Source organism: Acinetobacter portensis (genome assembly GCF_023158935.1).
In the GTDB taxonomy this organism is placed as follows: Bacteria; Pseudomonadota; Gammaproteobacteria; order Pseudomonadales; family Moraxellaceae; genus Acinetobacter; species Acinetobacter faecalis.
The window spans coordinates 1739979-1755238 of record NZ_CP096120.1 but is presented as its reverse complement, the minus strand read 5'-3'; the positions used below and the strand labels follow the sequence as shown (position 1 = coordinate 1755238).

The window sequence follows — 15260 nt, the reverse complement described above, 5'->3', positions numbered from 1 at the left end:
CCTGACCCTCCTTTGAAAAAGGAGGGGATTCTAGGTTCCCCTCTTTTTTAAAGAGGGGTTGGGGGAGATTATTTGAAAATAGACGAATTAAAAGAATTTAAATGAGCGACACTTTTCAACTTACTCAAACTCCTAAACATCTCCTACAAGCTTTACATGATGTGATTCCGCATTGTGAACTTCAAGCACAGCAACTTCCTGAAACACCAATATCTCTTTGGCTCATTCCACCTGTTTTTCCTACGGATAAACTGGATGATGAGGTCATTCGTCGAATTTGGAATGACACGCCGTATTGGATTTTTTGTTGGGCATCTGGTTTAGCAATGGCACAGTGGTTGTTGGCAGAACCGCATCATGTGAAAGATAAAGTCGTATTAGATTTTGGTGCAGGTTCGGGTGTGGTTGCGATTGCTGCAAAAATGGCCGGTGCAAAACGTGTTATTTGTTGTGATATAGATCAAGTGAGTTTGGATGCTTGTCGTGCAAATGCAGAATTAAATGGTGTAGAACTCGAATATTTAGAAGACTTATATAAAGCAGAACAAGTCGATATTTTACTTGCTGCAGATGTACTTTATGATCAGTGTAATCGTTTCTTTTTAGATGAATTTTTAAAGTTTTCAGATGAAGTTTGGGTTGCAGATAGCCGTGTGAAAAACTTTAGCCATCCGAAATATAAGAAATTAGATGAGCGAAGTGCTACAACTTGGCCTGATTTGGATGAGTCGCCAGAATTTAGGAATGTGAGTTTTTATAAAACTGTATAGCTCAATTTTTTTTAGAGTTTAAGAGTCAAAAAAAGGACATATAAAATGTCCTTTTTTATGTATCAAAATTAAGAACAAGTATAACGAACAACACGCAGTGTAGATGGGCGAGCTTCTAAAGCTTGACGAGTTGCATAGTCTTGGTCGCTATATAAACCTTGAGTGTTAGATAAGCCCACACTTGTACGGCTTTGACCAATTTGACGACCAAATTCAACATCTTGTTGTGGGTTCACAATTTCATTAACGCTTAAAATGCTAAGTTTATAAGTCTTAGATGTACCAAAAACTTTTTGGCAAGCACGTTGAAGTTTAGTTTCATCTAATTGTTGGTTTTGACGACCAGCAAGTGTATAAGCCATTGTTGCAGTATCTGCAGTTTGAGATTCAATTTGATAGCCCACATTGCCATTAAATTGGCGTGGTGTACTTTGACAAGCAGCAAGACCTAAAACAAGAAAACCTAATCCTAAAAGTTTATAAGTGTTATTCATCTTCAAAGTTCCAAACATTTTTATATGAGTGAGTATGCCATAAGGAAAGTGATTTCTCGATGAAAGTTTTTATTTTATTTATCTTGTGAATAATGATTAAAAAATGAAACAAGCCCTGACAGAGGGCTTGTTTTATATCAAAAATAACTGGGTTCTAGTTATCTGTAATCATTGAATGTTTCTTTGTGTCTTTCATGAATATATAGGTAATTAAAGAAAGACCAATCATGAATGTAATGTAGTAGAAGAAGTAGTGTTCATAGCCTGCATTTTTAAAGCTAAGAGCAACTAATTCTGCTGTACCGCCAAATAATGTATTGGCAATTGCATAAGGCAAAGCAACACCTAATGCACGAATATGAGCAGGGAATAATTCGGCTTTTACAACCGCATTAATCGCTGTGTAGCCAGAAACAATAATCATGCCACTCATACAGAGCATAAATGCAGTCATTGCATTGTTGGTTGCACCAATATGGTTGAAAATAGGAATAGTGAAAACAACACCTAAAATACCAAAGGCGATCATAATTGGTTTACGACCAATTTTATCTGAAAGTGCGCCAATTGCAGGTTGAATAAGCATAAAAATGAAAATGGCAGCTGTGGTAATTTCTGTAGCGGTTGTCTTTTCAAAACCTGATGTATTTACAAGATATTTTTGCAAATAAGTGGTAAATGTATTGAATGCTAAAGTACCGCCTGCTGTAAGCATAATTACGGTAAATGCAGCTTTTGGATGTTTGGTAAAAAGCTCGATAAATCCTGATTTAGGGCCACCTTCTTTTGCCATTTTTTGAGCTTGTTTAGATGATTCACTTTCAACAAGACCGCGACGAATCCAAAAAACAACAATGGCTAAAATAGCGCCAATAAAGAAAGGAATACGCCATCCCCAGTCGCCAAGTGCTTGTTCAGACATTGTACGTTGTAATACGAGGAGTGTACAAAGTGCTAAAAGTTGACCTGATATAAGCGTTACATATTGGAAACTTGAGAAAAATCCACGATGATTTTTACCTGCCATTTCACTTAAGTATGTTGCGCTTGAGCCATATTCACCACCTACGCTTAAACCTTGTAATAAACGTGCAAATAACAGCATTGCAGGAGCCAACATGCCTATTGTTTCGTAGGTTGGTGTGCAGGCAATAATTAAAGAGCCCACACACATTAATGAAACAGATAAAGATAAACCTGCCTTACGGCCGTGACGATCGGCATAAACTCCCATAATCCAAGCGCCAATTGGGCGCATAAGGAAACCAAGTGCAAAAACTGCAGCAGCTTGGAGAAGTTTTACTGTGCTATCGCCTTCAGGGAAAAATTTGGGTGCAAAATATAAAGTAAATGCGGCATAAACATACCAGTCATACCATTCAACTAAGTTGCCTGCTGAACCACCAATGATAGATTTAACACGTGTTTTACGATCGATTGTAGGCTGTTCTACTTGAACCTGAGCTTCATTGCTCATATTTTTCTCCGTTTAAAATGGAGTCTTTATTTTTGTGCTAAGGGGCGAGTGATGTTTACACTGCCATAGTTTAAATAAATAACTTCAAATATATTGGTAGTATTATTGAAAAAATCATCATGTGATTATTCAAATAAATAGAATAATTTTTAATTATTTAAGTGTAAAGTTGCTGAATATTTAAACATAAGGTTTTGAGAGGTATGTGTTGGTGGTTTTTAGTGCGATTTCAATTAAATAAGTGAGAAAATGGTGCAAAAAATTATAATGTAGATTTATGTTTCTTTATGATGATATGAATCAGTAAGTTAAATTGATTAAAAATCCTTCTTTAAATTTTATAACTGTTATTTATTGGTGCACCATTTATCGGAATTATTTTATAAAAAATAAAAAAGGTCGCTTACGCGACCTTTCTATTTAAATTAATTGACCATTTAGCTTATTACAATCTACTGGTGAGTTAAATTTAACAGCTGTACCTGTAATTACAGGGCGTACAACGCGCCAAGGCCAGAAACCAAAACGTTGGCTACCGTTGTAATTAATAACAGCATCTGCTTTATAGCGGTGTGCAATTTTTGAAATTGTTGGATAAAGATCGACAACAGATCCGTATGTGCCTTTACCCGCTTTAATACGTCTAATTACTTTGTAATTTGTGCTTTCAGGTGTTCCTTTAATTAAACAAATTTTATTTGATTCAGTTGTGGGAGTTGGAATTTCCGCTGTATTTGTACTTGGGGTAGTGGCTTGAGTTGGTGTAACTGTTGTCGTTAATTCTGCATATGCAGATGTTGCAATAAAAAGGCTAGTGAAACTAGCAATAAGTATTTTTTGTGTATTCATTAGATATTTAACCCCTTTGTAAAAATAGTAAAAAATAAAGTGAATATTTGGTTAATAAAAAGGCCGCTTACGCGACCTTTTTATTTAATTTTTTATTAAGCAGATTTCTTAACAGCTTCTAAAAGTTCGTTTTGACGAGCTTTTAATGCAGCCGGAAGACGTTCGCCTAATTTGTCGAACAATTCTGTGTGGCTTTCAAGTTCTTTGATCCATTGATCTTTGTCTTGAGAAGTAACAAGGTCAAACTGTTCTTTAGTGAAGTCTGAACCAGTCCAGTTTAGTTGTTCGTAAGTTGGAACATAACCAATTGGAGTTTCAACTGCAGAAGCACGACCTTCACAACGGTCAATGATCCACTCAAGAACACGCATGTTTTGACCAAAACCAGGCCATACGAAGTTGCCTTCAGCATCACGACGGAACCAGTTTACGTTGTAGATACCAGGAAGTTTGTTACCAGCAGCTTCAGCTTTAGCAGCAACTTGCTCGCCCATTTCTAACCAATGAGAGAAGTAGTCAGCCATGTTGTAACCAGCAAATGGAAGCATCGCAAATGGATCGCGACGAACAACACCTTGTTGACCAACAGCAGCAGCAGTTGTTTCAGAACCCATAGTTGCAGCTTTATAAACGCCATCAACCCAATCAGTTGCTTCAGAAATTAGAGGCACTGTGTCTGCACGACGACCACCAAAGATGAAGGCAGAGATTGGAACACCTGCTGGATTTTCCCAGTCAGCGTCAATAGACGGGCATTGACCAGCAGCAACTGTGAAGCGAGCATTTGGATGCGCAGCTTTTTCTTCGCCAGTGTGTGGTTGACCTTTCCAGTTTGTAAGGTTAGCAGGCGCTTCTTTAGTAAGACCTTCCCACCAAACTTCACCGTTGTCAGTAACAGCAACGTTTGTATAGATAACATCTTTATGAAGAGTAGCCATACAGTTCGGGTTAGTCTTAGTATTTGTACCAGGAGCTACACCGAAGAAACCAGCTTCAGGGTTAATTGCGTATAAGCGACCATCTTCACCTGGTTTGATCCAAGCAATATCGTCACCTACAGTTTCAATTTTCCAACCTTCGTAACCTGCTGGTGGAATTAACATAGCGAAGTTTGTTTTACCACAAGCAGAAGGGAATGCAGCTGCGATGTAGTGTTTTTCGCCTTTAGGGTTTGTCACGCCAAGAATTAGCATGTGTTCAGCTAACCAACCTTGTTGACGACCCATGTAAGATGCAATACGTAAAGCTAGGCATTTTTTACCAAGCAATGCGTTACCGCCGTAACCAGAACCGTAAGACCAGATTTCACGTGTTTCTGGGTAATGAACAATCCATTTTTCAGGGTTGCAAGGCCATGCAACGTCTTTCTCGCCTTCAGCAAGTGGAGCACCTACAGTGTGTACGCAAGGAACGTATTCACCATCAGTACCTAAAACGTCATAAACAGCTTTACCCATGCGTGCCATTTTAGACATGCTAACTGCTACATAAGGAGAGTCAGTTAATTCAATACCGATATGAGCAATATGAGAACCTAAAGGACCCATAGAGAAAGGAACAACGTACAATGTACGACCTTTCATAGAACCATCAAATAAACCGTTTAAGCGAGTACGCATTTCAGCAGGCGCTTCCCAGTTATTTGTAGCACCAGCATCTTCTTTGTTTTCTGAACAAATATAAGTACGACCTTCAACACGAGCAACGTCAGAAGGATCTGAATTAGCAAGGTAAGAACCAGGATGTTTTTCTTGGCTAAGCTCTTGCATAGTGCCGTTAGCGATCATCAAGTCGATATAACGTTGATATTCTTCAGGGCTACCGTCACACCATTCAATTTTCGCTGGTTTCGTTAATTTTGCAATTTCTTCTACCCAAGCAATAAGCTTAGGGTGACGAACGAATTCTGGTGCGTTCACTTGGGTCATGATGAGGCCTATCTCAAATGTGTACAAGCTGTACAAGTATAAATCGATGTAATGGGGTACATTACAAAGATGAAGTATAAAAAGTGGCGTTATTAAAGCATAAAATGACAAAAAAAATAAGACTTAAGCATAGGGCGATATTAGAAGGGGTATTGTGTTAATTTTTAAAATTATCTATAAAAAACAATATTTTAATTTAAAATAAATAAAATTAAAATTTATTTCCTACTTTAATGTGTAGTATTTATTTTAATTATAGTTATTAAAATCAGTTATTTACGTGGGTGATTTTTTGACATTTTGTTATTGATTTAATAAATGGTCGTAATTCCAAATCCGCATAAAGGGTGGATTGATTAATATCTAAACTACTAAAATCACAATAAATTATAAAGACATCCAAAATTTATGTTAATCGCTTATAAAACATAACTATTTTTTTATATATATTTCTACGTAATGTACGTAAATGAAAGGGATTTTAAATATTTTTTAAAGAAATATTCATATGCTTTGAGTTGAAAAAAAGTTATCCATTAACTGATGTATTATTGAGGGTAAATTATTCTTCAGAATAACCTTTTATTATTTAGGGTTTAACACTTACATATACTGTTTGATATATAAGTTAAATGTACAAATGGCTCTAATTCTGAATTATCTTCATTAGCTTTTATTTTTGGATTTAACTCAATAAAACGTTAAAAAATTGCTAAAAAATCATTTTGGATAAAAAAAATACAAAAAAACCTATTTTTTTTAGCATTAGCCCTTGAAGCGATTTTTTCCATCCCCACAACAGAGTCATCGAAAATGATTTAATTTGATGGTGACCTAAGGAATAACAAAGTCATCATCTTTTACCAAAAAAGACTAAGTCTGATGGAGTTTACTATGAGCAATATTCGTCCTTTACATGACAACGTTGTTATTCGCCGTGTTGAAAAGGAAACAAAAACTGCTGGTGGTCTTATTTTAAGTACTTCAGCAGCTGAGCAACCAGCGCAAGGTGAAATCATTGCAGTTGGCAATGGTAAAGTAACTGATAATGGCGTTCGCGCTTTAGATGTTAAAGTAGGCGACAATGTATTGTTTGGTACTTATGCTGGTACAAAAGTAAAAGTTGACGGTGAAGAGCTTCTTATTATGAAAGAGTCTGACATTTTAGCGGTATTAGAAGGTTAATCCTTTAACCCAGTGTCAAATTTTTTAATCAGATTTTGTAATAATTTAAAAAAATTAGGAGTTAGTTATGTCAGCTAAAGACGTAAAATTTGGTGATTCAGCTCGTGCAAAAATGATTGCAGGCGTGAACGTTCTTGCAGATGCAGTAAAAGTTACTTTAGGCCCTAAAGGTCGTAACGTTGTTATTGACCGTTCTTTCGGTGCGCCGCACATCACTAAAGATGGTGTTACTGTTGCAAAAGAAATTGCGTTAAAAGACAAATTTGAAAACATGGGTGCTCAACTTGTTCGCGAGGTTTCTTCAAAAACAAATGACATCGCTGGTGACGGTACAACAACTGCTACAGTTTTGGCTCAAGCAATTTTAAACGAAGGTATCAAGTCTGTTACTGCGGGTATGAACCCAATGGATTTGAAACGCGGTATCGATCTTGCGGTTAAAGCTGTTGTTGCTGAAATTAAAAATACAGCAAAACCTGCTTCTGACTCTAAAGCAATTGAGCAAGTAGGTTCTATCTCTGCAAACTCGGACACTACTGTTGGTAAACTTATTGCTCAAGCAATGGAAAAAGTAGGTAAAGAAGGCGTTATTACTGTAGAAGAAGGTTCTGGCTTTGAAGACTCTCTAGATGTTGTAGAGGGTATGCAGTTTGACCGTGGTTACATCAGCCCGTACTTTGCAAACAAACAAGAAACTCTAACTGCTGAACTTGAAAATCCATTCATTCTTCTTGTTGATAAAAAAATCAGCAATATTCGTGAATTGATTGCAGTTTTAGAAGCTGTTGCTAAAACAGGTAAACCACTTCTTATTATTGCTGAAGATGTTGAAGGCGAAGCGCTTGCAACTCTTGTTGTAAACAACATGCGTGGCATTATTAAAGTATGTGCAGTTAAAGCACCTGGCTTTGGTGACCGTCGTAAAGCAATGCTTCAAGATATCGCTATTTTAACTGGCGGTACTGTAGTTTCTGAAGAAATTGGTATGTCTTTAGATCAAACTACGCTTGAACACTTAGGTACTGCGCATAAAGTAACTGTTTCTAAAGAAAACACAGTGATTGTTGATGGTGCTGGTGTTGCAGAACAAATCGCTGAGCGTGTAACTCAAATTCGTGCTCAAATTGAAGAATCTACGTCAGAATATGACAAAGAAAAACTTCAAGAACGTGTTGCTAAATTGGCAGGCGGTGTTGCTGTAATCAAAATTGGTGCTGCAACTGAAGTAGAAATGAAAGAGAAGAAAGACCGTGTAGATGACGCTCTTCACGCAACTCGCGCTGCGGTTGAAGAAGGTGTTGTTGCAGGTGGTGGTGTTGCGTTAGTTCGTGCAGCAGCTTCTCTTGAAGGCGTTACTGGTGCAAATGATGACCAAAATGTTGGTATTAACATTTTACGTCGTGCAATTGAAGCGCCACTTCGTCAAATCGTATCTAACTCAGGTGACGAGCCATCTGTAGTAATTAATGCTGTGAAGAACGGTGAAGGTAACTTCGGTTATAACGCTGCAACTTCTGAATATGGCGATATGTTAGAAATGGGTATTCTTGACCCTGCTAAAGTAACGCGTTCAGCACTTGAACATGCTGCATCTGTTGCAGGCTTAATGTTGACTACAGAATGTATGATTACAGACATTCCAGAAGACAAACCTGCTATGCCTGATATGGGCGGCATGGGTGGTATGGGCGGCATGATGTAATTCATCAACCGATCATAAGATCAAAAAAATCCCTGCTATATGCAGGGATTTTTTATAACTAGAAAACAATTTTATTAGCGAGGTTGTTTTAAATATTGAGTTGCAGCTTTACGAGCTAAACCAGGATCATCGGTAAATACACCATCTACACCTGCATTAAAGAATATTTGATATTCAGCCATAGCACCTTGAATACATCGTTCATTCGCATTTTTATTGCAATCTAATGTATCAATTAGAAACTTATTTTCAGGTCGTAAACTATAAGGATGAATTTTTAAACCCTGTGCATGAACATCTTGAATAAAATGCGTAACTTCACCTGCATTATTTACAATATAGTTTTTACTTGGGCCAATACCTTGGGCATAAGTCGCCACATTTTTTAAACCTTCTTTTGTTGCTAAATCGCCATAGGTTTTGTGAATGCCTTGAGCAATAAAGTCGGCAGGAGATTCGTCAACATCACTATAAAGTTGAATAAGTTGAGCATGCTTTAATACTGGTTTTTGTTGTAACTGATCATGTATATACTTTAGATTGCTTACTTCAAAAGATTGTAAATAAATTGGTGCGATATCACGTGTAAATTCATGTGCAGATAAGATTTTAAGCAAGCGATCTTCTAATGGGAGATTAATATTTTGAAAGTAAGTTGGGTGCTTTGTTTCAATATATAAACCGACTAATTTTCCTGTTTTTTCATAATGCTTTTGCGCTAAAGCAATAATTTCTTCTAGAGTTGGAATTTCGAATTTATCGTTAAATTTAGCATTATCTGGACGTACATCAGGAATTCGTTCGCGTGCTTTTAATTGTTTAAGTTCGCTTAAATTAAAGTCTTCAGTAAACCAACCTGTATGACTTTCTCCATCAATTATCTTCGTTGTTTTACGATCTTTAAACTGTGAAAGTTCACTCACATTGGTGGTGGTTGTAATGTCATTTTCATGGCGAGCAACCAAATAACCATCTTTGGTTGGAACTAAGTCTGGTTCAATAAAATCTGCACCATCATCTATGGCTTTTTGATAAGACGCCAAAGTATGTTCAGGGCGTAATGCACTCGCTCCACGATGTCCGATAATAATTAGTTTGGGTTCTTGATATTCTTGTTGTGATTGAACCAAAGGTTGTGCTTTTTGTTCCGATTTTGGAAGTTGGCTACAAGCGGTGAGTGACGCAAGGCTTAAAAGTGTGATTAATGTTTTTTGCATGATTCGTAGGCATCTTTAATATTACGATGCGCAGAAGTATTATTGTCACAATTGACATCTACATGACAACTTACAAAAACATACGCAAAAGAAAAGGGCAGAATTTTGCCCTTTAATATTTATAGATAATTACTTGAATAAAATAATTGCCCAACTTACAAAAATAATGGCTAAAGAAACAAATTGTGCAGCGCTTCCCATATCTTTTGCATCTTTAGAAAGTTCATGTTTATCTAAAGAAATTCGGTCTACAACAGCTTCAATTGCAGAATTAAATAGCTCTACAATAATTGAAAGTAAACAGACAGTTATCATAATTGCTTGTTCGGCAGCACTAACATTTAAAAAAAATGTGGTTGGTACTAAAATAATATTAATTAAAATAATTTGTCTAAAAGCAGCTTCTTTTTTGAAAGCAGATTTAAAACCATCTACAGAATATTGTGCTGCGTTAAAAACTCGCTTCACACCAGTTTTTCCTTTAAAAGGAGAATTTTGATTCATAATTTAAAAAATCCAATACTTTCAGGCACAATAATACACAAGCCTTAATAAATTATTAATTACTTTATATAAAATGGCGTTTATTTCTAATAAATATTTTTTAGCTTTAACATGAAAAAATATAAGAGTTTATAGATATTTGTAAAAATAAGAGGCAAGGAACAAAAGCTCTACATAGTTTCTACACAATTCAAAAATTAAGATTTTTTTCTGTAATCTATTCTTGTGTTTTATGTGTCATGCGTAGAATATCGCAACCCAAATTTTAACGTTAATGTCACCTATTCGTGGTGAAATTAGCTCCAAATCGGAAGTGTAAAAAGACAATGATGTCTAAGTATTTTATTGAGCGTCCAATTTTTGCTGGTGTCTTGGCTATTTTTGTCATGGCTTTGGGTATTTTTTCAATTTTAAATTTACCCGTAGAAAGATATCCAGATATTGCACCGCCAAAAATTTCAATAAATACAAGTTATTCAGGCGCAGATGCTGAAACTGTAGAAGAAAGTGTTACTCAAATTTTAGAGGAGCAAATTAAAGGTTTAGATCATCTTTTATATTTCAGTTCTAATAGTGATTCGACAGGCAGAAGTCGTATTCAAATTAGCTTTGAAAATGGAACAGACCCAGACACAGCGCAAGTTCAAGTTCAAAATGCCATTAATAGTGCTTTAAGCCGTTTACCTGAAGATGTTCAACGACAAGGCGTAAATGTTGTAAAGTCTTTGGGCGATACACATATGGTTATTGGCTTGTATGATGAATCTAAAAAAAGCAGCAACATTGCATTATCTGATTATTTACAAACACATTTAGAGTCTGAAATTGCGCGTGTGGAAGGCGTTGGCGAAGTTGATGTATTCGGCTCCCAATTTGCCATGCGCATTTGGTTAAATCCAAATAAATTAAAAGATTACAAACTTATTCCAAGTGATATTCAAAAGGCTGTTGAAGCACAAAATACACAAGTTGCAGCAGGCGGTGTAGGTGAATTACCTGTAGCGCAAGAGCAATATTTAAATGCAAAAGTCACTTCAGGTACACGTTTAAAAACAGTAGAAGAATTTAACAATATTATTATTAAAGCCACGCAAGATGGCAGTTATGTTTATTTAAAAGATGTTGCACGTGTTGAAATTGGCGCAGAAAATTATCAGTCATATAATACCATTAATGGTTTTCCATCCGCAGGGATGGCGGTTTCATTAGCTTCAGGTGCAAATGCGATTGAAACATCAAAACTGATTGATGAAGCGGTTGCCAATATTTCTAAGAAATTACCTGATGGTTATAAGTTGGTTTATCCAAGAGATAACACGCCTTTTGTTCAAGAATCGATTAAAGAAGTTGTAAAAACACTCTTTGAAGCTATTTTATTGGTTATTGTTGTTATTTTCCTATTTTTGCAAAATTGGCGCGCAACGCTTATTCCAACCATAACTGTTCCTGTTGTTGTATTAGGAACAATGGCGGTTTTATTTGCCGCGGGAATGAGCGTAAATACACTTACTTTATTTGCATTAGTTTTAGCCATTGGCTTACTTGTAGATGATGCAATTGTGGTAGTAGAAAACGTTGAGCGCTTAATGCATGAAAAAGGTTTAAGTGCGAAACAAGCATCAATAGAATCTATGCAAGAAATTAGTGGTGCTTTAGTGGGTATTACACTGGTTTTAACTGCTGTCTTTATTCCAATGGCATTTTTTGGTGGCTCAACAGGCGTTATTTATCGTCAGTTTTCTATTACGCTTGTAACAGCAATGGCAATTTCTTTAGCTGTTGCATTGGTGCTTACACCTGCATTATGCGCACTTATTTTGAAGCCGAATCATCAACCGTATAAGTGGGCAAATCGCTTCAATAATTTTCTTGAAAAGCTTAAAACAAAGTACATTTCTCTGTCATTTAAAACCTTAGAAAATCGTTTAATTACGCTTGTTGTCGCTTTTGCTTTAGTCCTTGCTTTTGCATTATTTTATCGTGTATTGCCTACGAGTTTCTTACCCAATGAAGATCAGGGTGCACTTATGTTACAAGTGGCACTACAAGATAATGCGCCAATGTCGAAAACCATTGAAATGGGTGAAAATGTACGTCGCTACTTTTTAGAACATGAAACAGCCAATGTAGATTTAGTGATGCTACGTTATGGTAGAAGCCGTGGTGGAACGGGGCAGAACTTAGCGCAAGGTTTTGTAAAATTAAAACATTGGGATGAGCGAAGCGGTCAAGTAAATAGCGCAAATGCGGTAAAAGATCGTGCAATGAAATATTTTAAAGACAATAAAAATGCCACAGTTATGGTGATGATGCCGCCAGTTGTAAACGGTTTGGGTGATACTAATGGTGTGAATCTTTGGCTTCGAGATATTGAAGGTGAAGGGCGTACAGCTTTACATGAAAAGTTTAAGCAAATGAAAGAAGAGGCAAAAGCCTATACAACATTTGAAAATTTAGAGCAAAAAGCGGTGCCAGATCGAGCAAAACTTATTGTTCAAATTAATCAAAAAGCAGCAATGGCAGCAGGATTATCTCCAGCAGATATTAACAGTACTTTATCTGCAGCTTTGGGTGGGAAGTATATTAATGACTTTATTGATCGTGGACGTATTAAAAAAGTCATGATGCAAAGTGATTCATTATTTAGATCTAAACCTGATGATTTACAATTTTGGTCGGTACGAAATAACCAAAATGAAATGGTGTCATTTACAAGCTTCTCAGAAGTAAGTTGGTCGGGTGGCCCTGAAATTGTGAACCGTTTTAATGGTTACTCTGCACTTGAGCTAGAAGCAGACAAAGCTGCTAGTGTTAGTTCAGGTCAAGCCATGCAAGATTTACAAAAACTGGTAGATAAACAGTCTGGTGTAGATTTGGCTTGGAGTGGTATGTCTTATGAAGAGAAAAAATCGAGCAATCAAGCCTTATTACTTTATTTAGTTTCTATTGGTTTTATCTTCTTATGTTTAGCTGCTTTATATGAAAGCTGGTCTATTCCTGCTGCCGTAATGACAGCCATTCCATTAGGTATTGGCGGTAATATTTTATTTAGTTATTTTGCAGGCTTTCCAAACGATATTTATTTCCAAATTGCATTATTAACCACCATTGGTTTGTCCTGTAAAAATGCCATTTTGATTGTCGAGTTTGCTTCAATGGCACAACAACAAGGTAAATCAGCTGTTGATGCTGCATTGAGTGCCGCAGGTTTACGTTTACGTCCAATTCTTATGACATCTTTAGCATTTGGCGCAGGCATTTTGCCATTGGTTTTTGCATTTGGCGCAGGTGCTGCAAGTCGTCAGGAAATTGGGGTAAGTGTTTTAGGTGGCGTTATATTTGGTACAGTACTTGTACTTATATTTATTCCATTTATGTATGTATTAATACGAAGTATTTTTATGAAAAAGCAAGAACAACACTAAAGTTAAAGCTTAACTCAAATTTAGATGTCTAGTTATAGGCATCTAAATTTTAATTACTTGAATTGTACACTTTTTGTTGCAAAAGTTGAGTAATACATCACTTATTTGTAGTATTTGCACGCCGTATAAACGGTTTATAGAGGATTACGTTCTTAAATGGACAGGCATTGTTGTCACTTAACTTATTTTTCAAAACATTATATTCATCTCATACAGGATGAAGGTTTTCGGTTGGCAATGAATTAACTTGCCATGTTGCCTTTGTTGCTGCGTGAGAGCAATGAGGGGCTTACATGAGCTATAACAACTTTTTGTATCTAATTAATGATGCATTAAAAAACAATCATATCGAACTGGCACTTGAGTCATTAAAAACATTTCGCGCTGCCGATCTTGCAGACATTATTGCTCAACTTCCTATCGAAACTCGTCAGACTTTAGTTCTGAACTTGCCAGATCGTTCATACGTATTTTCTTATTTATCTCCTGAAATTCAAGTTGAACTTGCTAAGGTTTTACCACGTCAAGTTTTAGCAGATATTATTGGAGAAATGTCTTCAGATAAGCGTGCAGATGTATTTAAACGTTTAGATGAACATCAGCAAAATGCATTGCTTCCTGCTTTAGCTCAAGCAGAACGAGAAGATATTCGTTTGCTTTCTTCTTATATGGAAGGTACGGCAGGGGCAATTATGAGCTCTGAATATGCAACCTTACTTCCAAATATGAGCGTTGCAGATGCAATTAAAATGTTACGTTCAGAAGCTCCAGACACAGAAACGATTTATTTTGCTTATGTTTTAGATGAAGCACGTAAATTGCTTGGGGTAATTTCATTAAAGCAACTTATTTTGGCGCAAGAAGATCAAAATATTAATGAGTTGATGGTTACCAATGTTCTATTTGCAAAAGTAGATGCAGACCAAGATGATGTTGCTAAAACCATTGCACGTTATGATTTATTAGCACTGCCAATTGTAGATGAACAAGGCATTATGGTGGGTATTGTTACTCATGATGATGCGATGGATGTTGCACGTGAAGAAGCAACTGAAGATTTCTTAAAAGTTGGTGCGGTGAATGCAACATCTAAGCTCAGTTTGAAATCTACACCTATTTTACATCTTTATAAAAACCGCGTGTTTTGGCTTGTCTTTTTAGTATTTGGAAGTTTACTTTCAGGTATTGGAATTGCACATTTTGAGGATATTATTGCGCAAAATATTGTATTGGTATTCTTCTTACCATTACTTGTAGGCAGTGGCGGTAACGCTGGTTCACAATCATCTACTTTAATGGTTCGTGCTTTGGCAACTGGCGATGTTCAGTTTAAAGATTGGTTTTCTTTATTGGGTCGTGAAAGTTTAGTTGCACTGTGTTTGGGTATAACAATGGCAGTGGCTGTTTCATTTTTAGGTTTTTACCGTGGAGATGAATATGTTGCTTTAGTGCTTGCTATTAGTATGATTGGTATTGTTTTACTAGGTTGTTTAATTGGTATGAGCTTGCCATTTATATTAAATAAATTTGGTTTTGACCCAGCTAGTGCATCTGCGCCATTAGTCACTTCTATATGTGATGCGACAGGCGTGCTTGTGTATTTATCTATTGCATCGGTTATTTTGTTTTAAGTTATTGTAATATTGCTACAAAATTTAGATGAATATCGTATATGCTCAAGTGTGTACATTGCTTCAATACAAGGTTGA

Annotated in this window: 11 protein-coding genes; 5 read left to right on the top strand and 6 right to left on the bottom strand. The window is 36.2% G+C overall.

Annotated features, from left to right (window positions below; all coding sequences use genetic code 11):
* Nucleotides 1-101: 101 nt before the first annotated feature.
* Entirely contained in the window at nt 102-770 is a 669-nt protein-coding gene (locus MZO21_RS08810; protein WP_154773327.1) for a class I SAM-dependent methyltransferase, read from the top strand.
* 68 nt (nt 771-838) lie between these two features.
* On the opposite strand, the gene MZO21_RS08805 is transcribed toward MZO21_RS08810, so the two are convergent.
* From MZO21_RS08805 to MZO21_RS08790, 4 genes are all read right to left on the bottom strand, one after another.
* On the bottom strand, nt 839-1264 hold the full coding sequence (locus MZO21_RS08805) for a hypothetical protein (RefSeq protein ID WP_248103023.1): 426 nt from the start codon (nt 1262-1264) through the stop codon (nt 839-841).
* Between the two features lie 154 nt (nt 1265-1418).
* Nucleotides 1419-2741: an MFS transporter gene (locus tag MZO21_RS08800; RefSeq protein WP_154773325.1), complete on the bottom strand. Its 1323-nt coding sequence runs from the start codon at nt 2739-2741 to the stop codon at nt 1419-1421.
* A 420-nt stretch (nt 2742-3161) separates the two neighbouring features.
* Nucleotides 3162-3590, bottom strand: a complete 429-nt coding sequence (locus MZO21_RS08795; protein WP_154773324.1) for a hypothetical protein — start codon at nt 3588-3590, stop codon at nt 3162-3164.
* A gap of 95 nt (nt 3591-3685) precedes the next feature.
* The gene (locus MZO21_RS08790) at nt 3686-5518 is read right to left on the bottom strand and encodes a phosphoenolpyruvate carboxykinase (GTP) (RefSeq protein ID WP_154773323.1); all 1833 of its coding nucleotides are present in this window, start codon (nt 5516-5518) and stop codon (nt 3686-3688) included.
* 894 nt (nt 5519-6412) lie between these two features.
* Here MZO21_RS08790 and MZO21_RS08785 point away from each other — a divergent pair.
* Both MZO21_RS08785 and groL read left to right on the top strand, forming a co-directional pair.
* On the top strand, nt 6413-6703 hold the full coding sequence (locus tag MZO21_RS08785) for a co-chaperone GroES (protein ID WP_154773322.1): 291 nt from the start codon (nt 6413-6415) through the stop codon (nt 6701-6703).
* A 67-nt stretch (nt 6704-6770) separates the two neighbouring features.
* A complete protein-coding gene (gene groL, locus MZO21_RS08780; RefSeq protein WP_154773321.1) occupies nt 6771-8405 on the top strand; it encodes a chaperonin GroEL in 1635 nt (544 codons plus the stop codon).
* Between the two features lie 74 nt (nt 8406-8479).
* Here groL and MZO21_RS08775 read toward each other — a convergent pair whose 3' ends face one another.
* Both MZO21_RS08775 and MZO21_RS08770 read right to left on the bottom strand, forming a co-directional pair.
* Nucleotides 8480-9622 carry a glycerophosphodiester phosphodiesterase gene (locus MZO21_RS08775; protein WP_154773320.1) on the bottom strand — a complete coding sequence of 381 codons (1143 nt, stop codon included), beginning with the start codon at nt 9620-9622 and terminating at the stop codon, nt 8480-8482.
* Nucleotides 9623-9751: 129 nt separating this feature from the next.
* A complete protein-coding gene (locus MZO21_RS08770) occupies nt 9752-10126 on the bottom strand; it encodes a diacylglycerol kinase (protein ID WP_154773319.1) in 375 nt (124 codons plus the stop codon).
* A gap of 326 nt (nt 10127-10452) precedes the next feature.
* Between MZO21_RS08770 and MZO21_RS08765 the strand changes: the two genes are divergently transcribed.
* Both MZO21_RS08765 and mgtE read left to right on the top strand, forming a co-directional pair.
* A complete protein-coding gene (locus MZO21_RS08765; RefSeq protein ID WP_154773318.1) occupies nt 10453-13551 on the top strand; it encodes a multidrug efflux RND transporter permease subunit in 3099 nt (1032 codons plus the stop codon).
* Nucleotides 13552-13844: 293 nt separating this feature from the next.
* Entirely contained in the window at nt 13845-15182 is a 1338-nt protein-coding gene (gene mgtE, locus MZO21_RS08760) for a magnesium transporter (RefSeq protein ID WP_154773317.1), read from the top strand.
* Nucleotides 15183-15260 lie beyond the last annotated feature (78 nt).